Annotated in this window: 17 protein-coding genes; 10 read left to right on the forward strand and 7 right to left on the reverse strand. The window is 66.6% G+C overall.

The features are described 5' to 3' along the window. Positions 1-78: 78 nt before the first annotated feature. Complete coding sequence (locus DU478_RS04030) at positions 79-2,577, reverse strand: mechanosensitive ion channel domain-containing protein (RefSeq protein WP_233501099.1); 2,499 nt, start codon at positions 2,575-2,577, stop codon at positions 79-81. Positions 2,578-2,759: 182 nt separating this feature from the next. Here DU478_RS04030 and DU478_RS04035 point away from each other — a divergent pair, with 182 nt between their 5' ends. Genes DU478_RS04035 through DU478_RS04050 form a run of 4 tightly spaced genes read left to right on the forward strand, consistent with a single transcriptional unit; the run spans position 2,760 to position 7,095 of the window. Then, on the forward strand, positions 2,760-3,890 hold the full coding sequence (locus tag DU478_RS04035; RefSeq protein WP_114509648.1) for an ABC transporter permease: 1,131 nt from the start codon (positions 2,760-2,762) through the stop codon (positions 3,888-3,890). Positions 3,891-3,892: 2 nt separating this feature from the next. After that, positions 3,893-4,690, forward strand: a complete 798-nt coding sequence (locus tag DU478_RS04040; protein WP_114509649.1) for an ABC transporter ATP-binding protein — start codon at positions 3,893-3,895, stop codon at positions 4,688-4,690. 6 nt (positions 4,691-4,696) lie between these two features. Further along, the gene (locus DU478_RS04045) at positions 4,697-6,436 is read left to right on the forward strand and encodes an MlaD family protein (protein WP_114509650.1); all 1,740 of its coding nucleotides are present in this window, start codon (positions 4,697-4,699) and stop codon (positions 6,434-6,436) included. An 8-nt stretch (positions 6,437-6,444) separates the two neighbouring features. Beyond that, a complete protein-coding gene (locus tag DU478_RS04050) occupies positions 6,445-7,095 on the forward strand; it encodes an ABC-type transport auxiliary lipoprotein family protein (protein ID WP_233501100.1) in 651 nt (216 codons plus the stop codon). 36 nt (positions 7,096-7,131) lie between these two features. Here the strand turns inward: DU478_RS04050 and DU478_RS04055 are convergent, their stop codons facing one another. The 5 genes from DU478_RS04055 to DU478_RS04075 form a co-directional block, all read right to left on the reverse strand. After that, positions 7,132-7,803, reverse strand: a complete 672-nt coding sequence (locus DU478_RS04055) for a hypothetical protein (RefSeq protein WP_147276315.1) — start codon at positions 7,801-7,803, stop codon at positions 7,132-7,134. A 118-nt stretch (positions 7,804-7,921) separates the two neighbouring features. After that, positions 7,922-8,404 (reverse strand): hypothetical protein, encoded by a 483-nt coding sequence (locus DU478_RS04060; RefSeq protein ID WP_114509653.1) that lies wholly within the window; start codon positions 8,402-8,404, stop codon positions 7,922-7,924. 135 nt (positions 8,405-8,539) lie between these two features. Further along, complete coding sequence (locus DU478_RS04065; protein ID WP_114509654.1) at positions 8,540-9,085, reverse strand: hypothetical protein; 546 nt, start codon at positions 9,083-9,085, stop codon at positions 8,540-8,542. Between the two features lie 39 nt (positions 9,086-9,124). Continuing rightward, the gene (locus DU478_RS04070; RefSeq protein WP_114509655.1) at positions 9,125-9,676 is read right to left on the reverse strand and encodes a hypothetical protein; all 552 of its coding nucleotides are present in this window, start codon (positions 9,674-9,676) and stop codon (positions 9,125-9,127) included. After that, the gene (locus tag DU478_RS04075) at positions 9,673-18,276 is read right to left on the reverse strand and encodes a two-partner secretion domain-containing protein (protein WP_114509656.1); all 8,604 of its coding nucleotides are present in this window, start codon (positions 18,274-18,276) and stop codon (positions 9,673-9,675) included. Before DU478_RS04075 ends, DU478_RS04070 begins: the two co-directional genes overlap by 4 nt. A gap of 181 nt (positions 18,277-18,457) precedes the next feature. Between DU478_RS04075 and DU478_RS04080 the strand changes: the two genes are divergently transcribed. The 6 genes from DU478_RS04080 (at position 18,458) to DU478_RS04105 (ending at position 25,795) form a co-directional block, all read left to right on the forward strand. Beyond that, complete coding sequence (locus DU478_RS04080) at positions 18,458-19,312, forward strand: tetratricopeptide repeat protein (protein ID WP_114509657.1); 855 nt, start codon at positions 18,458-18,460, stop codon at positions 19,310-19,312. A gap of 3 nt (positions 19,313-19,315) precedes the next feature. Next, the gene (locus tag DU478_RS04085; RefSeq protein ID WP_114509658.1) at positions 19,316-21,559 is read left to right on the forward strand and encodes a filamentous hemagglutinin N-terminal domain-containing protein; all 2,244 of its coding nucleotides are present in this window, start codon (positions 19,316-19,318) and stop codon (positions 21,557-21,559) included. Between the two features lie 3 nt (positions 21,560-21,562). Next, positions 21,563-23,245 (forward strand): ShlB/FhaC/HecB family hemolysin secretion/activation protein, encoded by a 1,683-nt coding sequence (locus DU478_RS04090; RefSeq protein WP_114509659.1) that lies wholly within the window; start codon positions 21,563-21,565, stop codon positions 23,243-23,245. Positions 23,246-23,358: 113 nt separating this feature from the next. Continuing rightward, positions 23,359-24,018: a cupin domain-containing protein gene (locus tag DU478_RS04095; RefSeq protein WP_114509660.1), complete on the forward strand. Its 660-nt coding sequence runs from the start codon at positions 23,359-23,361 to the stop codon at positions 24,016-24,018. An 18-nt stretch (positions 24,019-24,036) separates the two neighbouring features. Continuing rightward, positions 24,037-25,017: a zinc-binding metallopeptidase family protein gene (locus DU478_RS04100; protein WP_114509661.1), complete on the forward strand. Its 981-nt coding sequence runs from the start codon at positions 24,037-24,039 to the stop codon at positions 25,015-25,017. A gap of 31 nt (positions 25,018-25,048) precedes the next feature. Next, positions 25,049-25,795, forward strand: coding sequence for an NAD(P)-binding domain-containing protein (locus DU478_RS04105; RefSeq protein ID WP_114509662.1), 747 nt, complete (start codon positions 25,049-25,051; stop codon positions 25,793-25,795). Here DU478_RS04105 and uraH read toward each other — a convergent pair whose 3' ends face one another. Further along, the gene (gene uraH / locus DU478_RS04110) at positions 25,796-26,155 is read right to left on the reverse strand and encodes a hydroxyisourate hydrolase (RefSeq protein WP_114509663.1); all 360 of its coding nucleotides are present in this window, start codon (positions 26,153-26,155) and stop codon (positions 25,796-25,798) included. It lies immediately after the preceding gene. Positions 26,156-26,162: the final 7 nt, after the last annotated feature.

The raw sequence follows: 26,162 nt of genomic DNA on the forward strand, positions 1-26,162 counted from the left end.
CGCGCCCGCCACGCCAGGACTGCCTACAATTGCGAAACGATCCGGGGCAAAAGCCCGGATCGTTTGCGGCTGGATCGGTCAGCGCGGCGCGTCGTCGCCGTCGCCCGTGTCCGGGTCATCGTCATGCCAATGCTTGCCGCCGTTGTCGGGCGCACTGTCGCTGGCGGGCGCGGACGGGGCATCGCCGTGCGGCGCGTTCGTATCCTCGGCCTTTTCCAGGCGGATCGGCTGGGTGGTGCCGTCCTTGGCCTCTCCGAAAAAGATCGTCTGGTGCGGGAACGGAATCTCGATGCCGCGCGCATCGAAGATACGCTTGAGGATACCATTGTAGGCGCGGCCCACGCCCCACTGCTTGCCCGGCAGCGTCTTGATCCGCGCGCGGCAGACCACGGCACTGTCGCCGAAGGAATTCAGCCCGAACCATTCCAGATCCGACGTGATGAACTGGCCCTGGTCGGGATCGGCTTTCAGCTCTTCGAACCCGTCGAGCATCGCCTGTTTCACCTCGTCGACATTCTCGCGGTAGGCGACACCCATGTCGCAGACGAAATACGAGAAATCGCGCATGAAGTTCGACACCATGTCGACGCTCGAGAACGGGATGATATGGAACACGCCGTGCAGGTCACGCAGGGACACCGACCGCACCGTCAGCTTTTCCACCGTGCCGGTGGTGCCGCCGACGGTCACCACGTCGCCGACGTTGATCGCGTTTTCGAACTGGATGAAGACGCCGGTGATGATGTCCTGCACCATCTTCTGCGCACCGAAACCTATGGCCAGACCCAGCACACCGGCCGAGGCCAGCAGCGGCCCGATGTCCAGGCCGATCTCGCTGAGCGTGAACATCAGCGTCAGGATGAGGATCGCGATGGTCGCGGCGTTGCGCAGCAGGGTCAGCAGCGTGGTTTCGCGCGAGGTCGGGACCGAGCCGTAATCGGGGTTCAGCCGGTAATCGACCCAGGATGTCATCGCCAGCCAGATGCCGTAAGCGACCAGCAGGATGAAGAAGACCGACACCAGTGCGCTCGAGAACCCGAGCCCAGCCTCGCTCGACAACCAGGTGCCGTAGTCGATGATCCCGATGATGCCCAGCACGAAGAGGATCACCACCGCGGCCACCGCGTAGCGCAAAACGAACAGCAGCTTGGGCACCGATCCGTTCAGCCGCGTTTCGAGCAGGGGCAGTTTCTGATTCACCGTATCGGGCAGGGAGATTCCGCGCGCCATCGCCCTGGACAGGGCCGAAAAGATCGCCGAGGCGACGACGACCGCGGCGGCAATCTTGACCGAGGCCAGAACGTAGGCAAGCACCACGTCGGTCGGGCGGCTCATCACCGTGATGAACATGAAGGCGAGGTAGGCCAGCGCGAACCAGTGCCATCGCTTCACGAGGCTGCCGGTGATCCCCGTCAGCTCGCGCTTTTCATCGCTCGTCTGCGCGTCTTCGATGCCGCCTTCTTCGCGCTTGGCCGGCACCAGCGCATCGTGCAGCCAGTTGCTGACCGGCGTGTGATAGCGCAGCACCGCAAAGATGAGATACAGAACCACGATCACCGACAGCACGGCCGAGACGCCGACGCCAGCTGCGTAAGACACGCTCTGGTTGGTGATCGGCAGGATCAGAAGCTGGCCATAGCCAAGGATCGTGACCGTCACCGTCAGGACGCGGTTCAGGCGCCGGGCGCCCTGGTCGCTGATCGGCAGGGGCCGCAAACCGGCCGCACTGGGCGAGATGACGGCGCGCAGCAGCACCTTGATCATCTCGACGATCAGGAAAGCGTTGAGGTAGAGGCTTTGCCGGAACCCGATCTGGCCGTAGTCGCCAAGGTACAAGACCGTCACCGCATAGCCGATGGCCCAGGCGGCCAGGACGATCAGGGTATCCACGACGATGGACCCCATGAAAATGAACACGCAGCGAACCCAGCTGCCCTCGGTCGCGCGGCGGCCCATGGAGCGGAAATAGGGCAGCGCCAGCATTCGCAGCGTGATGTAGACGGCGATGGTCAGTGCGATGACGATCAGCAGGCCCCGGAAGGCCTCGAACAGCACGCTCAGCTCGTCGCCCTGCAACCCGTCGAACACCGACCCGGTGCTGGTCAGCGACTGCCAGAGCGCGGTGCCCTGCGCAGCGGCCGTTTCCGCGATCTCTTGCGTGAAGACGGCAATGCGTCCGCCCAGAGACATGCGCGGTTCTTCACTGGCCGCCTCTGCGGCGGAATCTATGGTGTCTTCGACCGGGCCCGCTTCGCTACCGGACGTGACAGCCTCGGACGCGCCCGAGACGCGCCTTTCAAGCTCCGTGACGAGTTCCTGCCGGGCCGTGTCGTCGCGCAGCACTTCGAGCAGGGCCGCCAGCGGGTCCGTTGCCGCGCCCGTCTCCGACCCACTCTCCGCGCCATCGCCGCCGGAGTCTCCGCCCTCTTGTTCCGCCGATGCTTGTGGCCCGCCGCCGGTCAGGGCCGATTGTGCATGGGCCGGACTTTGAAAAATGCAGAGGGCAACAAGAAGGACGGACAAAGGGCGAAACAGGCTCTGCTTGGCGGCAGAGGGACACATGGCAACTCGAAGCATACGGGCAGGATCCTTTGGGCGGTCGCTTTACTACGTCACAGATTAACGCCGAAACGGCAGAATGGTTTCCTTGCCGCCTGACGCTGCGGCGCGGGACGGGGTTGCGGATATCGCGGCTGTCCTCTGGCCGCAACCCGTGCTATCTGGGCGCATCCGGCCAAGCCATTGATGATGCGCATTTCATGCCCCGTTCTCCCGCCCACGAAATCCGCATCTCCGACCGCGACGGCGTGCAGTACGTTGTCCTGTCCGGCGCCCATACGGTTTCGGGCGTGGCGGCATTGCTGTCGCGCCTGAACAGCCTCCGCGACGACGCGCCCGTGCGGGTCGACCTGTCGGAGCTCAGCCGCATGGACACAGCCGCCGCCTGGGCGCTGGTGACGACGCAAAAGCGGATCGAGGCGGCGGAGCAGAGGCTGACCATCGAAGGCGCCGATGACGGTGTGCAAAGCCTTCTCGATACGGTCGCAAACAGCCTGCCCGAGCCGCAGACCGAGACACCGAAAACGGTGACCATCGCCGACCGGCTCGAAGCCTTGGGACGCAGCCTGCACGGCGCCTTGAAATTCCTCGCCGCCCTTACGGGCTATTTCGGCCTGTTCCTGTCGCGCCTTGCGCGGGCGGTCCGGCATCCCTCGGAATTCCGCCTCACCTCGCTGGTGCACCACTGCCAGGAGGTCGGTCTGCGCGCCGTGCCGATCGTGGCGCTGCTCGCCTTCCTGATCGGCGTGGTGCTGGCCTTCCAGGGCGCCACGCAGCTGCGCCAGTTCGGCGCCGAGGTCTATGTCGTCGACCTGCTGGCGATCTCGATCCTGCGCGAACTGGGGATTCTGCTGACCTCGATCATCGTCGCGGGCCGCACCGCGTCGGCCTTTACCGCCGCCATCGGGTCGATGAAGATGCGCGAGGAAATCGACGCGATGCGCACGCTGGGCCTCGATCCCGCGCAGGTGCTGTTCGTGCCGCGCATCCTGGCGCTGCTCCTGATGCTGCCGATTCTGGGCCTGATCGCCAACGTCACCGGGCTAGTCGGGGGCGCGCTGATGGCCTGGATCGACCTTGGCATTTCACCGAAGCTCTTCGTCACGCGATTGATCGAAGACACATCGGTCGACCAGCTGACCATCGGCATGGTCAAGGCGCCGGTCTTTGCGATGCTGATCGGCGTGATCGGCTGCCACGCCGGCATGCAGGTCAAGTCGAACGCCGAGTCGCTGGGCGCCATGACCTCCTCGGCGGTGGTGCAGGCGATCTTTGCGGTGATCGTCGCCGACGCCGTGTTCTCGGTCTTCTTCGCACAGCTGGGGCTTTGACGATGGACCGCACCGATCCGATCATAAAGCTGCGCGGCATCGACACACGCTTTGGCAGCCATGTGGTGCACGAGGGGCTGGACCTCGACGTCTATCGCGGCGAGATCCTCGGCGTCGTCGGCGGGTCGGGCACCGGCAAATCGGTGCTTTTGCGCGAAATCGTCGGGCTTCAAAAGCCCAGCGCCGGCAGCATCGAGGTGCTGGGCGTCGATGTGCGTACCGCCGAAGAGGACGAACGCCAGGCGCTCGAGGCGCGCTGGGGCGTGATGTTCCAGGACGGCGCGCTCTTCTCTTCGCTCAACGTGCGCGAAAACGTCGAAGTGCCGATGCGGCGGATCGAAACGCTCGATGCGGACACCCGCGCGGCGCTCGCGGATCTCAAGGTGTCGATGGTCGGTCTGCCCTACAACGCGGGCGACAAGTTTCCCTCTGAACTGTCCGGCGGTATGCGCAAACGCGCCGGACTGGCGCGTGCCCTGTCGCTCGATCCCGAGATTGTGTTCCTTGACGAACCCACGGCCGGGCTCGATCCCATCGGGGCGGCGGAATTCGACCGGCTGATCCATGGACTTAGCCGGTCGCTGGGGTTAACGGTCTTCCTGGTAACTCACGACCTCGACACGCTGCACGCCACCTGCGACCGCATCGCCGTCCTGGCCGAGAGAAAAGTTCTCGTGACCGGGACGATGCAGGAAATGCAGAATGTCCACCATCCCTGGGTCCACGAATATTTTCATGGCCCGCGCGCCCGCGCGGCGCAATCTTCGGCCGCTGCGCCGGACCGCAACGGGCAAGAGTAGTCGCTGATGGAAACCCGCGCCAACTACATCCTGATCGGAGCCTTCACCCTTGCCGGAGCGCTCGGCATCCTGGGATTCTTCCTGTGGTTCGCGCGGGTCGAGCTGGACCGCCAGTTCGCATATTACAATGTCGCCTTTTCCTCGGTCGCGGGGCTGTCTAATGCGTCCGACGTGCGCTTTGCCGGCCTGCCAGTGGGCAATGTCACCGATGTGCGCCTGTCGCCAGATCGCGACGGCACGATCATCGTCACGCTCGAGGTCGACGCGGACACTCCGGTGCGGGTGGACAGCCAGGCGATCATCGAGGCCCAGGGCGTGACCGGCGTGTCCTATGTCGGCATCGACGCGGGCACCGCGGCGCTTCCGCTGCTGTCCGAAGTATCCGACGATCCGATTCCGCGGATCGAGGCCGGCCGCTCGGCGCTGCAATCGCTGACCGAGGACGGGCCGGCACTGATCGCGGAGGCGCTGCGCCTCGTGACCGCGGTGCGCAGCCTGGTGACCGACGACAACCGCAACCGGCTGGAAAACATCCTCATAAACGTGGAGGCGGCGTCCGAAGATTTCTCGGACACACTGGAGAGCTTTTCCGACGTCACCGACTCGGTCTCGGGCTTTGCCGATCAGATCGACCGGTTCAACACCACGCTGGAAACGCTATCCGGAGATGTCTCGACCGTTCTGCAAAGCGCCGATGTCACGCTCAACACGATCACCGAGGCGGCGGAGCAGAGCATCGGTCTCATGGCTGACGGCTCCTCGACCCTGACTGCGGCGCAACGCACCTTCGACGGCGCGGAGGCGTATCTGACCAACGATCTGCCCGCCGCCACCGAAGAGATCCGCCGCACCGCAGAGGACCTGCGCCAACAGGTGGCAACGCTGACCGAAGATGCGCGCAGCACGCTCGCCACCTTCGACGAGACCGGCACCACCGCCACCCAGCGCCTGATCGAGGCGCAGCGGGTGCTCGACGAAACCAGCGCTGTCATCGGCCAGCTGGACCAGACCCTGGACGAAATGTACGAGGCCGCGGTAAATTTCGACACGCTGGTGGTCAACGACGGCTACGCGCTGGTGGATGAAACCCGCGCCATGGTCGACAGTGCCGCCACCGCCATCGACGCCATCACCCGCACCACGCAGAACGACCTGCCGGCGATCCTGTCGGACGTGCGCAAGTCCACGTCCACCGCGGCGCAGGTGATCGAACAGGTCGGGCTTGACCTGAGCCGCGCCTCGGGCCGGATCGACGGGCTGACCGCCTCGGCGCGCACCACGCTCGACACCGCCACCAGCACCTTTGCCAGCGCCAACACCACGCTGTCCGCCATCAACGAGGCGCTGGACGTGGGTCAGGGCGCGCTGGTCGCCGCCGAACGCGCCTTCGAAGGGGCGGACCGGGTCATCAACGAGGATATCTCGACCATCACCACCGACCTGCGCGGCGCCATCGCGCGGCTCGACGGCGTGGTGGCACAGGTGTCCGAGGACATTCCGGTGGTCAGCGCCGACCTGCGCGCCGCCAGCGCCTCGGCCCAGAGCCTGTTCCGGCAGCTGGAACGGGTGGTCGCCAATGCCGGCCCCGCGGTCAACACCTTTGCCAACGATGGTTTGCCGCTCTATTCCCGATTGGCGCAGGAAACCCGCACGCTGATTTCCAACCTCGACCGCCTGACCAACCAGATCTCCCGCGATCCTGCCCGGTTCTTCCTGAACCAGCAGACCCCGGAATTCAGAAGATGAGGCTGCCCATGCCCCTGCCCACGCGCCGATCCCTCGCCGTCCTACTTGGCCTCGCGCTGACCGGCTTGCCGGGCTGCGGGGCGTTATCGGCCCTCGGCGATGCGACCACGCCGCTCGACGTCTATGAGCTGCGCGCGCCTTCGGGCTTGCCCACCGCGACGCGGACTCGGCCCTTGCAGGTCACGGTGGAAGTGCCGACCACCGGCGGCGCGCTGCAGACCGACCGTATCCTGATCCGTCCCGACCGGCTGCAGGCGCAGTACCTGCCGGACGTGCGCTGGAGCGAGGAAACCCCCGAAATGGTGCAGACGCTGATGCTGCGCAGCCTCGAGAACACCAATGCCGTGTCTTACGTCGGCCGCCGTCCGCTGGGCGCCGGAGGCGACATCGCGGTGATGACCGAAGTGACAGATTTCCAGGCCGAAGCGCCCAACCCGGACGGCCCCGCCACGGTGGTCCTGCGCATGACCGTGCGGCTGGTGCGCGAAGCGGATGTGAGCATCGTCGGCGCGCGCACATTCAGCGCAACCGTGCAGACCCCGAGCACGGAGCTTGCAGACGTCGTCGCCGGTTTCGACGCCGCCGCGTCGCAGATATTCGCCGAATTTGCCCGCTGGTCCGCTGCCGAACTGGGCGCACCGCTGCGCGCCGGCGGCTGACCGGGACCGGACAGCTCCGATCCGGCACCTGCCGGATCAAGCCCTGACCGGGCGCGTCTGGGGCATCGGTGGATGGTCGACTATCGCGCAAGCACCATCAAAGAACCCTTCGGCCCGTAGATCGATCCCCAACGCGAGGCAATAATCGCCGATCATATCCACCGTCAGGCGATCGCGTTTCCGCTTTGCACGGGACGCCTCTGGTTTCTCGAAGGCCAGCGGCGTTCCATGCTCGAAAAAGCGCCATCCACCTTCGTTGTGGACGTAGACGACGCGTTCCGCCTTGGTCGTTCCGGCAAAATCAGTGTGACAGAACTGGAACGACTCGGCCCCCTTGGTCGCGTTGAGGACGACTCGCAGGAACGGTTTCCTCATCGCTTCGGCGGTCATGGCGACATGATCCGCCGACCCGATCCCGTGCATCCCGTTCGCCATCGCGCAACACCAACCGGACGCGGTTTCCGTCAGTAGAACCTTGGTGAACCCGGGATGGACCACCGGTTTCAAAAGGGCGATCTTCTCGGACAGGGTCAATGAGCCAAGTCTTCTGACATCGGGTGGCGAGGATCGACCGCCACCCGCGCGCGCGATGTTGTCCAGAATACGCCTGCGCGTTCCGAGGTATCCTTCGAGACACTGTTCGAACGATCCCTCGACGAAATCGAGCGTCGAGGTGATCGGCGAGCATCCTGGCATTGCGTCGGTCATTATCAGTCGATTGTCCGCAGGATGATGACGGCATTGGGGTCATTGGTTATGCGTTCGGGACGGGCGCGCAGGCAAGATGTTGGACATGGCGACCTGTGAACGCCTTGCCGCGGTCGTTTCAAGTGAGATTGGCAGCGGATCCGGGCAGATCGCTGCGCAGCCACAAAGGCTCTCCATCCCGGAAAAAGGCGTCGTGCGGCAGGTCGCGGATCAGCATGCTGTCGGGTATCGCCGTGCTCGAAGTGCGGATCGCCATATTCGGATTGTCTGGAAAATACTCCGCCTCCGCGCGCAATTCCTCGATCACGCGGTCCAGTACGGCCAGGGGCTTGGCACAGATATCGGACAGCGTGGAACCTGTGTTCTTGGCCAGGTAGTCGGCGGTGAAACCGGCCTGTTGCAGACCGTCCCGGGTTGCGCGCTGGCTGCCCAGGACCCGACGCCCAACGGCCACGTCCCGTTCCAGCGCATCCACCTCGTCCAGCCCGACGTACCCCTGGTAGAGATGGCCGCGCATCACCGGCACATCCGCACCGCTTTTTGCCAGACAGTCGAAAAAGGCCTTCATGTCGGCGCGCGTTCCGATGACGTGGTCGCCCATCGGGCTGAGAAACCCGACCGTACCCCGGCTTTCGCGAATGAGATCCGATGCCATCGCGTCAAGCGGCCCGCGGGACCGGGGCCGGCATTGACGCCGACGGTCGGGCGCGCACGCGCTTGCCGCGCAGGCAGCACATCAGACAACCATCGCATCGAGCGCCGCCCGCGCGGTGTGGCCCAGCGTGGCGTCGTCCGCATAGGGATCGCAGAGCGCTTCCCAGTAGCGCGGCGTCGCATCCGACACTTCCGAAAAGCCGTCCTGCACGAACCGGCCCTTGGCCGCATTGGTGAACAGGAAGAAACCGGTGGTGCGCATGCATCGGCAGGCGCGCGCGGTCTTGTGCACCTCGTCCGCCGTCTTCTTGCCTTCGGCTTTTGCCGCGGCCTTGTGCCAGGCGGCCAGCTTCTTGCGGAATCCGCCCGAACCCTTGCCGACGTAAGGATCCTCTCCGAACGTGAAAAACCGTGTCCGGTCCAGCCCCTCACGGATCAGCGCGCCAAAAGCGGCATCGGTGGCATCTGGCGCTATGAAAGCGTCGAATCCTTCTTTTTCGAGGTCCATGGAAGACACCACCGCCTGCACTGTCGATGTCACCCGCAGATGCGCGTCGTAGGCGTGAATGTGGACCATTCCGGTCAGGTCTTTGTAGAGGTATTTCGTTCCCGGAGCGGCCATCAGCATTGGCTCTTTCCCTGTCGCTGCTATCGTGTTTCCGCGTCCTCAGACCGCCGCCAAATGTTCAGCATAGACCGGATCGAGTTCGGCCCATGCGCCGGTCTCTTTCGACGTCACGACACCATCGCGCCAGAAGGTCAGCCCGATCGTTCCGTCCGGGCGGCTTTGGTGCTGGACCGCCAGATCGTACATCCCCGTCCCATCCAGACAGCGGCGGAGGAAAAGGTCGCAGCGCGCATCCTCCAGCGCCGCACCGTGCCGCTCGACAATGACCGATGCCGTCACGCGGGCCGGCGGCTTGGTGCGGCGAAAGAGCAGATCAAACCCCTCGGCCTCGGGCGACCAGAGGTTTTCGGTATGCACCAGTTTGGTCTCGAACCGCTTGGCCCAGGCGTTCGCCTCGGCCGCGAAATCGTCCTGCGTCAACAGCGTCTTGGGCTTGGCCAGTGCCGCTTTCTTCGACTTGGCCGAGCCGTAATAGACGCCCGACGGCAGAACGGTTTCGGTACAGATCGCGACGAATGGCCAGCACCTGTCGACAAAGGCCTGAGGGGGCAGGTCCGGGCGGAAGAAAAACTCGGTACGTTCAGAAGTCACTGTCTAAGCTCGATGTTCAGGCCAAGGCGGTTGAAGTCCTGCGAGAGTTGCGCACGCAGGGCCGGGGTCTGCACATACCACACAACCGGCGTATTTCCAGCCACGCTCAGTTGTCGTGCCGCCTGGTCCAACATGTCCGAATAACTACTCTGAGCCCAGCTTTTCAGCGCGCCGGAGGCTTCGAACATGAAACTGTAGTCGGCCTTTGCTTCCAACAAGCCGATCGACGGGTCGAAAGAGTCGAACCGGACATTTCCGACAAAGTATGTCTGACCGCTGATCGCGCCGGGAATTGCGTCCTGATAGCTGCGTGCGGCAGCCGACATGGATTCGTTCACCGGCCGGAACGCGCCCAGACCCGCATATTGACGGGTGACCGCGGTCGCCACGTTCTCGGCCAGATTTACGCCACCGACCGCGGTAAATCCGCCGGCCGAGACCTCGGCCAGAACCTCGGTCGAAACCTCGCGGCCCAGAAACCCTGCCCAGCAGCTGGCGCTGCGCACGCAAAGCGCGGCCCCCCTGGTCACGATCGCCCGGACCGCCACAACCGTCAGACCCGCACCGGCCGCGACGGATGCGGCCAGGATCATCGTTTCGATCGTCGAGGCTTCGAGCCTGGCGGCGCAGGTGTCGTTCCAGACACCTCCACAATTCGCGGCTGCAAAATCGTTCTGGATCTCAAGGATTTGCGGCAAACGAACGATGTGCGCGTTCACGTAGCTGCTCGGTTCGATCACATTCAGAAGTTGATGACGCACCACCATGTCGACATCGGACCAGACACCGGAGGCCGTTGTGGCCACGTTGCTGAGCCGCTCGTTGACGCACTCGAGGCTGCGCGTGCATTCATTGACCAGTAGAAAATCATTCTGGGCCGAACGATCGCGGAATTTCTGGATGATCGCATCGCGCGCGGCACCCTCGCAACGGCCACCGTTCTGTTGCCGGCACCGGGCGAGATCCGTTTTCAATTCGATGACATCAAGATGCGTCAGGTAGTTATTGACGATCCCTGTCTGCGCGATGGTCGCTCCATAGCTGACGCCGATGGACTTCCCGTCCGCGAAGAGGAACCCGGCGGCAGCGCCGGCCAGCGGGGCCAGGCGTTGCTTTTCCTCGATGCTCAGGCTCGATCCGGCCAGGACCGCCTGGCTCGCGCCGGCGAAGAAGCCGCTGGCGCAGGTGCCGTTCATCAGCTGGATCGCCACGCAGCCCAGGCCGCCGTGCAGCAGGATGTGTTGTAGCGAGCCTTCGAAGCTTTCCTGCCCCATTCCCAGCTCGCCGATGCCGAACTGCGCGACGCTCATCGCCTCGGTGACGAGGAAGGTGCGGCCCACAGAGTCCAGACCGTCGAAAACCGGGCGTCCGAAGACCGCGTTGTCGACCACGGCGGCGACGATCCGGTCGCCCGCGCGGTTGACGATGGCCTGCGGCGAGAAACTGCCGCGCAGGTCGTTGGCGAAGGGGCTGGCGTCGCTCAGGCCCAGCTGCGTGCCGATCTGGAAGTTGCTGGTGATGACGTTGGTCACATAGGCCGAGGTGCCGGCCAGCAGCGCGTTGCGCAGCACCACGCCGGGATCGAGCTGGCCGGTGATCGCGCCCTCGATGCCGCCGGTGATGAGCGAGTTCAGCGCCGCCTGCTGGAACACCGTCAGCCCCAGGCCGCCGGTCATGTACCCCACGGAGACCGACAGCAGCGCCTGGAAGGCGGGCGTCAGCCGGACCTGTTTGTCGTACCAGCTGTGGTCGCGCAGCTGGATGGTGTCGTAGGTGGCGCCGTACTGGTCGACCAGCGTGTCGAGATAGGCGTATTGCGCGCCGTTCGCGGCCCCGGGCAGCGCAAGCGCCCGGGTGTAGTCGGTGTTGATGACCTGTGCCTGTGCCGCAAGGCCCGAGGTCGCCGCCGCGGTGTTGATCGGCGCCAGGGCCGTGCCGAAGGTGCGCGATCCGATGACGGTCAGCAGTTGCGCGTTGAGCGACGCCCCTTCCTGCCCGCTGATATGCACCGACCCGCCGATGTTGAAGGTGATCGGGTTCGGAGAGGAGATCTGCGGAAACTGCGCCGTCTGCCGGTCGAAGCCTTCCTGGATCGTGGTGATCGTCACCAGGTTCTGACGCTCGGAATAGTTCGACACGCGGGTCGAATTGATCAGCGCCATGATGTTGAGGTTGCCGACCGCCGAGATGTTGATCCGCTGCCCGGCAAGGCTGCCGCCCTGAATCGTCAGGTTGTTGCCGGACGAGATGTCGATGATGTCATCGGCCAGCAGGTCGTTGCCGGTGTTCAGAAGCGCCGTGCGCGCGCTGGAATTCGTGCGGTTGCGGTAGGTGATGCCGATGAAGGAACTCTTCGACCGCGTCCTGGTGCTGACGTCGTTGCGCTCTGCATAGCTGCCCAGTGTGATGGAGCCGCCCAGCGTGGTGCTGCCCGACGCCGGCAGGGTGCTCAGCCGCACATTGTTGGCCGACATCTCGGTCCCGGCCGAGATGATCCGTTCGAACCCGGTGCCGCGAGGCGCCCGGCTGACCACGGAAATGGTGCCGTTGGCGGCGTTGAGCTGGGTGCGTTTGTAAATGTCCTTGTAGGCGTCGTAGGTGGTGGTGGTGTAGGTCTTCTTGAGCCCGAACCAGCTGCGTTTGACCGTGGTGGTCTGGTGGTTGTACATCCAGAACCCCGGCGCCGCCGCCATGGTGATCGTCCCGGCGTTGGAATAGATCGAGAGGTTGCCGTCGACCGCGGTCACCCGGCTGCCGATCAGGTCGATGTCCCGGCCGGCGTTGATCGCGACCGATCCCTTGGCGCTCAGCATGTTCTCGTAGGCGCGGAACTCGGTCAGGACGACCTTGCTCTGGCTATGCCCCGGCAGCACCGCCTTGTAGTCCGGATCGAAACTCCAGCCCATGTAGGCGGGACGGGAATCCTCGTAGCTCTCAAGGTAGATCGGCTCGCTCAGGATGTTGCCCTGCGCGGTGATGTTGAGATCGCCCTCGGTGTGGATCTTGCCCGAGGTCAGGCGGATGTCACCGTCGGCATAGATCGTCATGCCGCGGGTTTGCGCCTGGAGCGTGCGGCCGCGCAGCCCGGCGGTGGCGATGTCCAGCCAGTCGCCGTTGTCGACGGCATTCGGGTTGGCCTCGCGCCAGTCGTTGGGGTCGAACTCCACAAGGATATCGCCACCCGCCGAATAGGTCAGGCCACGGGCCGAAATCACTCGGTCGCGCTGTGCGATGTTTTCGCTCGCGCGGAAGACCACGTCGCGGTTGACGAAGCGGTGGTCGGAGTTGACGACGATACGCTTGGCAAAGACCACAAGGTTGTGGTCGACGGTCCGCTTGAGCCAGTCGTCGGTGTAGAACCAGCCCTGGCCCTGCTCGATCTGCACGGTGTTGCCGGCGGTGTAATTCAGCGACCCGTAGTTCTTGACGTAGCCGCCACCGTAAAGGTGCAGCAGACCGCCCGCATCCAGCGTCGCGCTGCGCAGGCCAGTGGTGCCCTTGGCGCTGATCAGGATGTCCTTGTCCGCCTTGATCGTGCCGCGCAGGTAGGCGGAGCCGTTCTTGGAAATCAGCGCCACCGATCCCGTGGTGTCGAAGTTCGCCACCTCGTAGCCGCTGGTATCGTCGGGCGTGTAGGTGCCCAGCGATCCGGTGCGCAGCTGCACGTGCACATCTCCCGCCGCGCCGGTGATCGCCCCCAGCTTGCGGTTGGTCTCGGCAATGTCGGTGCGCTCGATATCGTCCGCGATCACCTGCGTGACAACGGAGCCGCGCAGGCGCCCCGCGGTGGTGCGCAGGTCTTGCGCGGCCTCGATCACCAGCGTCCGGGTGGCCATGACGCCGTGCGCGGTGACGTTATAGGCGGTCGACACGAGGGTGATCGCGTTGGTGGCGGTGATGCTGCCTTCGACACCCACGGCACGCCCCTGCGCGATCAGCGAGCCCGAGGTCGTGATGTTGGCAGGCAGCCAGACATTGCCCGTGTCGGACACAATTCCGATCTTGGGACTGCTCAGCGTGCCGTTGTTGTAGACATCCCCGGCGCGGGCGCGCAGGCCGATCTCGGTCGTGCCGGTGATCGTGCCGGTGTTGGAAATGCCGTCGGTCAGCGCCTCGATGGCGACGCGCACGCCTTGCAGCCTGCCCGCCGATCCGTTCAGCGACCGGTTGAGCAGTCGGCCCGCCTCGATGTTCAGCCCGGCGGTGGCAACGGCGCTGCCCTGGTTGTCGACCCCGTTGGCCGCGACGATCTGGATGTCCTTCGCCGACAGAGTGCCGAGGTTGGTCACACCGGCATTGGCCGAGGTCAGCGCGGCAAGGTTCGTGGCCTGCACAACGCCGGTGGCGCCGATGGTGACGTGGCCGGTGCCCTGCAAGCGCAGCTCGGCGCTGCGCACGGCGCCGTCGTTGTCGATCCAGCTGCCCGAGGCCAGGTTCACCAGCGTCGCCCGCGGCAAGCTGGTGTTAGAGGTCTGGCCGATGGTGCCGCTGTTCGACAGCGACCCGCCCGCGACCACCGCGATCACCGGCGCGTAGAGCACACCGGAGTTGGTCACGGTGCCGGTGATGTCGGCGATGTTGATGACCTCGCGGGCACGCAGCTGGCCGGTGTTTTCGAACGACGCGGCGCGGATATCCAGCGCCTTGGCGTGCACGACCGTGGTGGCAAAGTTGCGCACCGCACCGGTGGACCGGATGTAGATGTGATTGTCGGACCAGAGCGTCGCAGCCGCGGCGTTGGTGAAGGCGCCGCCGGTGAGGCCGAGGTAGGTCGTGGCCCGCAACACGCTGTTGTTGGTGCTGCTGCCGGTGACGTTGCCGAAGAAGCCGAAGACGTCGATCGTGCCCGAGTTGGTGAAGTTGCCCGCCGCCGTCACGCCCAGCGATCCCGCGTCGATGCTGCCGCCCGCCACGTTGGTCACGTTGGTGCCGGCGTTGAAGGAAATGTCGCGCGCGCCGAACATCTTGCCGGCGTTGCTGGCCCAGGCGTCGGTGGTCACGGCGATGTCGTTGGAGCGCGCTTCGGCCCCCGCGCGGTTGTCGAAGGCGTTGGCGGTCACCGCCAGCTTGTTCACCGCCTCAAGGTAGCCGAGGTTGATGAAGCTGCCCCCCGCCGTGGCGGTCAGCCGGTCGCGGGCATAGACGCCGTCGCGGGTCGTGATGGCGCCGCTGGCGGTCAGGGTCATGAGATCGGCAAAGACGCGCCCGCGCAGCTCCACGCTGGCGCCGTTCAACGCCATGGTCGCCGCCGAGGTTTCACCGAAAAGGTTCACTGCCGCCGTGGCGGTCGCGTTCAACGCACCCGTGGCTGTGATCTGCGACGCGGTGCCGCCGCTGACGGTCGTGCCGCTCAGCGTGATCGCGGAGCCGGTCATCACGCCGGAATGACTGATCGACCCGATCACGCCGGTGCTGGCGCTGGGGATCATCGTCGCGGTGATGCTGCCGTTGCTCGACAGCAGGCTGCCCGCCTGCGTGGTGAGCCGGTTGGCATCGATCTTGAGCGCGCCCGCCGCATGGGTCAGGCCGAAGGTCTGCACCAGGTCGCTCACCAGCCAGTCATTGCGCGACGTGCCGGTCAGCGCGATGTTGCCGCGCGAGATGAACGAGGTGCCGGTGACGTTGAGCCGCGTCGCCGACAGCTGGCTGCCCGCCAGCGTCTGCACCGTACCGGCGGCATTCAGCGCGACGGTGTTTTTGGCCACGATCGACCCGCCAAGGGTCAGGCCGGCGGCGGAATTCAGGACCATGGCGCTGCGCGACTGCAGCGCGCCCGTGGACGAGATGCTGCCGGCGTTGATCGTGGTTCCGCCTTCGCTGGCGAAGGTGCCTGTGTTGCTGAAGGCCCCCGCGATGTCGAACCGGTAGGTCGACCCGATCACCATGCCGCCGCTGTTGGTCAGCGACCCGGCGGTCGACAACAGGTCGAGCCGTCCGCCGATCACCAGCTTGCCCTCGTTGCGCAGCCGGGTGGCCGCGTTGAAGACACTGTTGCCGCCCGCGTAGATGTCCGAGGCCGAGGCCAGCCGCAGGTCGGCAGAGGTCAGCGTGAGCCCGCCCGTCGCAGTCTGGATCTTGCCGTTCAGCGTCAGCGCATCGCCGCCGGTGATGGCGATGTTGCCACCTGCGGCGATCTGGCCGGAAAAGCTCAGGTTCGCGGCGTTCAGCGTCACCGCGCGGCCGGCGATCAGCGCCTGCGTCGGGTCGTTGGCCTGCAGTCCGGCCACCAGAACGCCATCGGTGCCCATGGTGATGCTCGACGCCGCGTCGCGCCCGGTGATGCTGATACTACCCGCCGTGGCGAACAGGCCGTCATTGCGGAAGGCGTTGATGTTGCCGCTGCGGGTGAAGTTCGAGGTCAGCAGGATGCGGCCCGAGTTCAGCACCGACGCGCTGTTGATGGCGCCCGTCAGCGCCCGCACCTGCGCGGCGGCGCCGATGTTATCGAAGGCGCCGCCGTTCACGGTCAGCGTGGTGTCCGCCATCAGCTCGCCGCGGTTCTCGACATAGCCCGCAGAGGTCAGCGACGCGGTGAGATAGCTGCCGATGCTGCCGCGGTTGATCACCGATACCGCGCCGTTCAGCGCGATGTTGCGCGCCGACACCAGCGTGCCGTCGTTGGTGATGCGGTCGCCGGTGGCGGTCAGCGCCACTTCGCCGGTGATCGACCCGGCGTTGGTGAAGGTGGGCGTGTTGGCAATGAAACTGCCGGTCGTGCCGATCAGGCCATTGTTGGTGAACGCGCTGCTGGCCGTGACTTGCAACAGCGACGTCAGCCGCATGTCGCCGGTGCCCAGCGACAGGATCGTCGGCGCGGTGAGGTACGCCCGCAGCGCCTGCACGGCGCCGGCGTTCTCGATCTTCGTACCGGCGGTGACACGCAGGTCGCCCTCGACGGCTATGACCCCGCGGTTGACGAAATCGCCGGTGGTGGTCAGCGTCACCGCCTTGGACAGCACCGCGCCCGTCTCGGTGTTGAGGAAGCTCGCCAGCGACCCGGTGATCGCGTTCACGCCGCTCAGCACACCGCGGTTCTCGACCGCGCGCCCGTTCGGCAGGACCAGTGACGCGGCTTCGATGATGCCGGTCAGATCGTTGATCAGCGCGCCGCCATAGGTGACGCTGGCGCTGGTGTAGTTGCGCAGGTCCGCGCCGTTGCGGAATGCCCCCGCCGCCGTCACCACAAGGGTCGACGTGTCCGCTTCGGTCAGGCCGGCAACCACGACGTCACTGCCAAGGTAGAAGCCCTGGGTGTCCACGGTGACGTTGTTGCGGGTGAAGATCGCGCTGTCTTCGATCCCGGTCTCCGCGCCGCTGCCGGTCACGCTGAATCGGTCCGCAACGATGGTCGCGCCGCTCACCGATGCCGCCCCTGCCGCCGTGGCCGTGACGGCGCCCGCCGCCGCGACCGACCCGCCGAAGCTCAGCGTGCCGCGCGTCGCGGTGACCGTCACCCCGGCGCCCGACTGGATGTCACCGCCGAAGCTCAGCCCGCCATGTGACGATCCGATGGTGATCCCGGTCGCGCCGAACAGACCCGAAGTCGCGTCGGTCGTAACGCCGTTGCGGCCGGTCAGGGTCACAGCCGCGCTCGAAGAGGATACGTCGCGCTCGACCGTCACCGTTCCGGAATCCGACCGCAGAGACACCGCGCCCTGCGACGACGCAGACCGCACCGACACGTCGCCCGGCGCCTGCACGGACAGGCCCTGCGCCCCGGCGGTCAGCGCGCCCCGGCTGCGCACGCCCAGACCGGTTTCGTTGCCGACAACGGTGATCCGGCCCGCCTCCATCGCGCCGAATGCGGTCGCATCGACGCCATAGCTCGTGCCCGCGGCCCCGGCGGGCGCCAGCGTGCCGATGCGCGCGGCATTGGTCGCGTCCCAGCTCAGCCCGCCCGACTGCACGTTGAGCGTGCCGGCCGAAGTCACCTTGCCGTCGATCACCACCGTCCGGCCGATCAGGTTCACCTGTCCGACGCCCGTGGCCGCGCCGTTCAGGCCGTTCCGCCCGATGGTCACGGCACCCCTTGTCACGTCCAGCCGAACCGAGCCGCCATCGACCACCGGCTGCCCGGTCGACAGCGTCACGGCGCCCGCGTTGATGAACGAACAGCCGTTGCACGACATGCCGTTCGGGTTGGCGACAATGACATGTGCCGTGGTGCCCGCAACCTCGATGCGCCCGTTGAGCGACGAGCCCGAGGTCGAGCGCACTTCGTTCAGGATCGTCGTCGCCGGCGTGCCGGCCAAGTTGGCGTTGCCCGCGATGGTGCCCGCGACCTGCGTGCTGCGGCTGCCGGTGCTGTTGTTCAGCACGACACCCGAAGAGGTGACGTCGAATCGGGTGTACTGGTTGACCGATACGCCGCCGCTGTTCGGGCGCGCCACATCCACAACCTGGGGGCGAGTTGTCCTTTGCATCGTCGGCGCGAAGCCGACATTTCCGCTGGGGTCGATCACCACCTCTTGCGCAGAGGCCGCGGTCAGGAACGCCGGCTCGAGCGCGAGGATGATGCAGAGCGCAATCTTGCCTGATTTTTGTGCAAATGATTCGGTGATTCGGGGCCGATTCTTCAGAATCAACTTGAAACCCCGCATCACGCCACTCCAGCCCACAGGATTAGGATGAACGTCGATACGCCCGCGACGATATTCCGGCAAGATGCATTTTTATCGCCGTTTCACAGGGTTTTGAGGCACCCATACAAAACCGTTGCGTGGTATTGAAACAGGTCTATACGCGGCGCTCGATTGGGCGCTGTGTCGAAAGGATTCTGCCATGTCCCGGACTTCCCTGCTGCTGGCAACGGCGGCGTTTTATCTGCTTACTTTTTCAGCACATGCCGCTGTCGAGGAGGGTCTCGCGGCGCTCGAACAAGGCGACCTGGAAACCGCCGCGCGGGAATTCCAGCAATCTTTCAAAGCCGGTGACGCCGATGGCGCGTTCTACCTGGGGAGGATGTACGAGCTGGGTCTCGGCACCGATCCGGACCTCCCGCGCGCCGCGGATCTGTTCCGCGTGGCGGCCGAGGCCGACAGCGCGCTGGCGCAGAATCGGCTGGGTCTCATGTACCTCGACGGACAGTCGGTGATTCGCGACTTCGAGAAGGGCGCGGAACTTGTCTGCCAGGCCGCCGCCCAGGACGAAGAGAACGGTCTGTTCAACTGCGGCGTCGTGCTGCTCGATGGTCGCGGCATGGAAGCCGACCCGGCCCGCGCCCGCGACATGTGGTCGAAGGCCGCCGACCTTGGCCACATCGCCGCCGCCAACCTGCTGGGCATGGCCTACAAGACCGGCGAAGGTGTAGAGGCCGATGCCGCCACCGCCTACGGCTACTTTGCCAGAACCGCCGAAGAGGGCAACCCGGTCGGCCTTTACGAAACCGCGCTGGCGCTCGACGCGGGCAAGGGCATCGAGGCGGACAAGGTCCGGGCCTATGCCCATGCCAACATCGCCGCAGCGCTGCAGCATCCGGATGCCCCTGCCCTGCGCGACCGCATCGAGGCCGAGCTGAGCGTTGACGAAGTGTCCCGCGGTCAGCAGATCGCCCGCGACTGGATCGCCGCCAGCGAAGCCAAGGCCGTAGCGCAGGCCGAGGCGCCGGCCCCGACCGCTCAGACCGAAAGCAACTGAGCCGTGCGCGCTCTGCCAGCCCTGTCCCTGGCGCTGGCAACGGCGCTGTGTGCCGCCGGTCCGCTGGCGGCGCAGATCGTCGTCGACGGCACGACCGACACCGTCGTCACCCTGGGCGCGGGCGGCGAGGTCAACGTGCGCGTCGCGCCTCCGGCGGCGGGCGGGCTGAGCCACAACCGCTATGACAGCTTCAGCGTGCCCAAGGCCGGCGCGGTGCTGGACAACCGCACCGCCGCCGCCCGGACCATCCTCAACGAGGTCACCGGAAGCGCCCCGTCGCGGATCGAAGGCGCGCTGCGCGTCGAGGGCCAGCTGGCGCATGTGGTTGTCGCCAACCCCAACGGCATCACCATCGACGGCGGGCGTTTCGTCAACACCGGGCGCGTCGCGCTGACCACCGGGCCGCTGACCTTCGAGGACCGGCAGATCGCGCCGGGCATCTTCCAGCGCAACGCCGTGACAACCGTGCGAGGCGGTACGATCGTGATCGAGGGGGGCGGGCTCTCGGGCCAGATGGATGCGCTCGACCTCATCGCCGAGAAGATCCGCGTCGGTGGCCCGGTCGAGGTCGCGGGCGACACCGGCGCGCTGGCCCTGACCGGCGGCTGGTCCGTAACCGAGTTCAACAGCGCCATCCTGCCCGGCAACACCTCGGCGCTGTGGTCGAGCCCCAGCGCGCTCGACGGCGGACCGGAGGGGGTGATGGTGGAGGTTCTGCGCCCGGGCGTTCTGGGCGCCAACCGTATCGGCATCGCCGTGACGGGTGCGGGCGCCGGTGTGCGCATGGCCGGTGGCGCGCAGGCCGGGCGCGACGGCTTTCGGCTCTCCGCCAGCGGCGACGTCCTGCTTGACGGCGCCCGGATCGCAAGCACCGGCGACGCCGTTGTCACGGGCCGCTCCGTCACGGTCTCCGCAACCGATGTGCAGGCGGCGGGCCTGTCGGTCGATGCGGCAGAGAGGCTGGACATCGACACAGGCGTGACCCTGTCGGCAGAGGCCGCGCTTCTCTTGACGTCGGGCGGCGCGCTGAACCTGTCGCAGGCGACCCTGCGCAGCGACAACGCGCTGCTCTTCGACAGTGCCGGGCCGATGACCCTTTCCAGCAGCAGCCTGCGTGCGGCGGGGCACCTCACGGGTGCGGCCTCGGCCATCACCTTGCAGACGGGATCGGAACTCGTGGCCGAAAACGGCGCGCTTATTGCCACCACGCGGGCCGGAAACTTCACCAACCTGGGGAGCCTCGTCCAGGGCGGACAAAAGGCCGAAGGGCTTGCGGACGCCGCCGGCACGCTCTCCGACGGGGCGGTGACGCTCAACGTGGCCGGGGACCTGCGCAACGTCACAGCCACCGGCACCGATGCGCCGCTGGCGATTCTCTTCGGCGCTGCCGGTGACCTGTCGCTGACTGGCGCCGGAAACCTTGCCAACCTCGGCGGGCGACTCGTCGCGAATGGCGACGTGCGGCTGCGCTTCGGCGGCGATCTCGACAATGCCGCGGGCGCGGACCTGCCCGCGCCACAGCCGGTGCAGATGCGCAAGGGCAAGGGCAAGCGCAGCTGGTGGGCCTTCTGGATGCGCCGCCCGACCACCTACCGGCTGAGTTTCACCGGCCTGCCCGAAAGCCACGTCCGCGCCGCGGGCATCACCGCGCAGGGCGCCGTCGACCTGCGCCTTGCCGGAGATCTGCGCGTGCAGGGCGCCGACATCAACGCCAATGGCGGCGATATCGCGATCAGCGCCGCGTCTGTGACGGTGGCGTCGGTCGCCACAGGAGCGCTCGATGCGCGCCAGACCTGCGGCTTTACCTGCCGTGGCAAGGCGTCGGGCCAGGTGCAAAGTCTTGGCGGGCAGATCAACGCCGCGGGCGCGATCGACATCGCCACCACCGGCGCGCTGATCCTTCGGGGCGGCAGCCTCTATGCGCTGAGCACGGTCGCCGCGACGGCGGACCGCGTTCTTCTGGCCGCGCGGCAGCTGCCGATGGCGGTGCGCCGCCCCGACGGCATCCACGCGCTGTGGTCCGGCGGCACGATCTGGGCTTACCTGCGCGACCTTGGCGGCACCGTGACCTCGGGCGCCGGCGACGTGACCCTTGCCGCACCGGTCACGCTCGAGGGGGGCGCCGTGGCCGCTTCGGGCAGCGTCACCACCGGCCCGCAGGAGGTCTTGCGCAGGCCCGGTATTCAGACGCTGATCGCGGGCCGCGAAATAGGCCTCTTCCGCGACCTGCCGGGCGTGGGCCAGTAGCCGATGCGCCGCTGTCACGCCGCCACGCTGGCCACGCTCATCACCCTCGCCGCGCAGGGCGCACAGGCGCAGGACATCCCCGCCGACCCGCTGCTCGAGGCGCGGCGGATCGAGGCGCTCGAGGCGCGGACCAACGCGCTTGGCAGTTTCACCCAGCAGGGCGGCGTGCCCGACCCCGGCGCGCCGCAGGCCCGCAGCGGCCCCTGTTTCGACGTGCAGAGCGTCACCGTCACCGGCGTCACCGCCCTGTCGCAGGATCGGATCGACGCGCTGATGGCGGGCTACGTGCCCGCCTGCCTGCAGGGCGCGGACATCCAGGGGATGATGCGTGACATCGACCGCGCCTATGGCGAAGAAGGGCTGATCACCACCAAGACCTACATTCCGCCGCAGAACCTTGCCGAAGGCACGCTGACGCTCGACGTGCTCGAAGGCCGGATCGAGGGCCTGTTCCTTGTCGGCCCCGAGGGCGAGATCACTGGCGCACGGGCCAAACGTCTGCTTGGCACCGCCTTCCCGGAGGCTGCGCCCGGCGACCTCTTCGACCTGCGCGGGTTCGAGCAGGGTTTGGACCAGATGAACCGGCTGACCTCGGTCGATGCCAAGCTGCAGTTGCAGCCGGGCGACACGCCCGGCGGGTCCTTCGTCATCGTCGAGCGCGCCCAGGCCGACCGCTTCCGCGGCCGCGCACAGTTCGACACGCTGGGGTCGGACGTGAACGGGCGCCTGCGGGTCACCCTGGGCGTCGAACTGGACGACGCGCTGGGGCTCAACGACGCCTGGGCCGCATCGCTGTCGGGCACCGCCAACAGCAACGCGATCAGCCTGTCGGGCTCGGTGCCTTACGGCCGCTGGACCTTCGGCCTCGATCTCTCCGCGTCGGAATACCTGACGCCCCTGTCGCCGGTGTCGGAGCTGTTCGGCACCGCCAGCACGGCAGAGCTCTCGGCGGGCTACATGCTGCACCGCGGCCAGTTCTCGACCACCAGCGCCCGCGCCCGGCTGGCTGTGCGCGATTCGGAGCGGTTCGTGAACAATGCGCAGCTGATCCCGCTGCGGCTGTCGACCCTGCAGCTGGGCCTGGAACGCCTGCAGCTGAGCGAGACGGCGCGCAATTCCTTCGATGGCACGCTGACCCTTGGCCTGCCCTGGTTCGACGCCACCCGCGACCCCGATGCGCCGTTGCCCGACGAACCGCGCGCACAGTTCCTGAGCCTCGGCTTCGGCTGGCAGCGGCAGGGCGCGCTGGGGTCCGCCGGCACGCTGGTTACCGACCTGCGCGGGCAATTCAGCCCGGTGCCGCTCTACGGAGTAGAGCAGCTGGCGCTCGGCTCCTATTCCACCATACGCGGCTACGATGCGCCCGTCGCCATCGGCGACAGCGGTATCTACCTGCGCAGCGACCTGTACCTTTCGCCGGAGCTCTGGACCCGGGCGTTGCCGGTCTTCGAACGCTCCGAGATCCTGGCGCGGATCCAGCCGCATGTCTTCGCGGATTTCGGCGTGACTCACGACCGCGCCGGCGACCGGACGCAGCGCGCCGCCGGTATCGGCGCGGGCCTGTCGTGGGATTTTTGGCGCTTCAACGCCACGGCGCTGGTGGCCCTGCCGCTGGTGGACGACCGGAACCGCTGGGACCGCGGCGCGCCGCTGGTGCAGGTGCGGCTGGACACCAAGCTCTGGTAAAGCCGGTCTTCGGGAAGACTTCTCGAATGTTAGCAAGGGCGCCGTCACCGAACCGGCTTCCAATGTGGCCTGCAACGCTTATCTATGACGCAAAGCCAAGGGAGGACCGCGCCATGCGCATCAATGCCGAATTTTCGGAAACCGTGACACTCGACACCCGCGCGATGGACTGGGTCGCATCCCCCATGGCCGGGGTCGAGCGCAAGATGCTCGACCGGATCGGTGAGGAAGTGGCAAGGGCCACGTCGCTCGTGCGCTACGCTCCCGGTTCGCGGTTCTCGTCGCACACCCACGGCGGGGGCGAGGAATACCTGGTGGTCGAGGGAACCTTCTCGGACGAACACGGCGACTATCCGCAGGGCACCTATGTCCGGAATCCCATCGGCACCAAGCACGCGCCGCACAGCGACGGCGGCTGCACCATCCTCGTCAAGCTGCACCAGTTCGAGGAGGACGACACGGAGCAGAAGCAGATCGACACGACCGCCGCCGACTACCGGCCCACCGACACGGCGGGCGCCACCTACCTCCCTTTGCACGAACACGGAGCCGAACGGGTCGAGATGCTGCGCCTTGCCCCCGGCGCCGCGCTGACCCGCGACGTGCCGCCGGGCGGGTTCGAGATGCTGGTGACCGAAGGAGCGGTGGCGGACGGCACAACGACGTTCGAAACCGGAGGCTGGCTGCGCCGGAACGATGGCGCGGCCCAGACGTTGCAGACCGACAGCGGCTGCACGCTGTTCATCAAGACCGGTCACTTACCCGCGGATTGAGCGCCGCAAGGACATCCGATGCACATCTTCTCCTGCCCGGCCTGCGCCGCGCATGTATATTTCGACAACCTCACATGCCGCTGCGGACAGAAGGTGACGTTCGACCCCGACCGGAACGCCATGCGCACCGATGCGGCGGTCTGCGCCAATCGCGGTGATATCGCCTGCAACTGGCTGGCCGAGGACGGCGGCCTCTGCCGGTCCTGCGCCATGACCGGCACGGTGCCCGACATGGTCGGCGAGGAAAACCGCGAGCTTTGGGCGCGGACGGAACTGGCCAAGCGCTGGATGCTGGCCAACCTGATCCGCTGGGGCTGGTTCACTCCCGCCGACACCGGCGCGCGGCCGCGGTTCAAGCTGCTTTCCGAGGTCACTGCCGATGGCGAAACCGACGTGGTGATGGGCCACGCCGATGGCGTCATCACCATCAACGTTACCGAGGCGAGCGAGCCGACCCGCATGCACCGGCAGGAAGAACTGGGCGAGCTCTACCGCACCATGCTCGGCCATATGCGCCACGAGATGGCGCATTTCCTGCACCTGCGGCTGATGGCGCTGCCCGGATTTCCCGACCGATTCCGGGCGCTCTTCGGCGACGAACGCGACGATTACGGCGAGGCGCTGCAACGGCACTACGCCGACCCGAAGCCGGCGGGCGAATGCCACATCACCGGCTATGCCACCGCCCATCCGCACGAGGACTGGGCCGAGACCACGGCGCATCTGCTGCACCTGACCGATCTGCTGGACAGCGCCGCCGCGGCCCAAGTGCTGCCTCCGGGCGGGCCCGCCGCGGGCTATGACGCCTATCGCGAGACGGACACGTCGCAGCTGGTGACCTATGCGGTGGATACGGCGCTGGCGGTCAACCACCTCAACCGCGCGATGGACCTGCCGGATCTCTATCCCTTCGTCCTGACCGATCCGGTGCGCATGAAACTGGCCTTCGTGCATCAGGAACTGCGCGCCGGTGCACTTGCCAAGCCGCAGGCCGCCTGACACCCTCTGCCCACAGCAAGGGGGAAGAGCCATGCGGATCGGATTTCTGGGCAGCGGACATATCGCGGCCCCCATGGCCCGTGCGCTGGCCCGCGCCGGGCACGATGTCACCGTGTCGGAGCGCAACGCGGAGGTTGCGGCAGAGCTGGCCGACGCCGGCCTTGGCATCACGGTGGCGGACAACCAGACGGTCGTGGACAGCGCTGACGCCGTGTTCCTGTGCCTGCGGCCTGCGGTCTGGCAGGGTATCGTCGCGCCGCTGAGCTTCCGCGCGCGCCAAAGCATCGTGTCGGTGATGGCGGGCGTGCCGCTCTCCGACATCGCGCAGGCGGTCGCCCCGGCCAGCGACCTGTCGGTCACCATTCCCTACGGCTTCATCGAAAACGGCGGCTGTCCGCTGCCGGTGGCGGGTGACCCGGCGACGCTCACCGCGCTTTTCGGCGACGCCAACCCGGTGCTGCCGCAAGCCTCCGAGGATGCCTTGCGCCACCATTTCGCCGCCTCGACCATGACCACCGCGACCGTGGGCCTGCTGCTGACCGCGTCGGACTGGCTGGCGAAACAGACCGGCGATGCGGAGGCGGCAGAGGTCTACGTGGCACACCTGGTGTCGGGCTTCCTTGCGGACCTGCCCAAGAGCGATCCGGTCGCGCTGGCGCAGGCGCGGGCAGAGCTGGCCACGCCCGACACGCTCAACCTGCAGATGGCCGAGGGGCTGCGGTTCGACGAGGTCCATGCGGTGCTGGACCGTATCTCGGCCAGCATGACGAACGGCTGACTAACTGCCGCGGTAGGTGGAATAGCCGTAGGGCGACAGCAGCAGCGGCACGTGGTAATGCGCTTCCGCGTCGTCGATACCGAACCGAAGCGGGATCTGGTCGAGGAATTTCGGCTCGCTCTGCCCCAGCCCGTGCCGATCCAGGTAAGGCCCGCAGAAGAACACCAGCTCGTAGGTGCCCGGCGTCATCTGCCCCTTGGGCAGGATCGGACTGTCGGTGCGGCCGTCGTCGTTGGTCACCGCCTCGGCGATGCGGTCCCGCGCCGTTTCTGACACCCGGTAGAGCGCGATCTTGATCCCGTCCGCCGGCACACCCCGGGCCGTGTCCAGAACATGTGTGGTCAGGTAACCTTCGGACATGGAACAC

It is taken from the genome of Thalassococcus profundi (assembly GCF_003344785.1).
In the GTDB taxonomy this organism is placed as follows: domain Bacteria; phylum Pseudomonadota; class Alphaproteobacteria; order Rhodobacterales; family Rhodobacteraceae; genus Puniceibacterium; species Puniceibacterium profundi.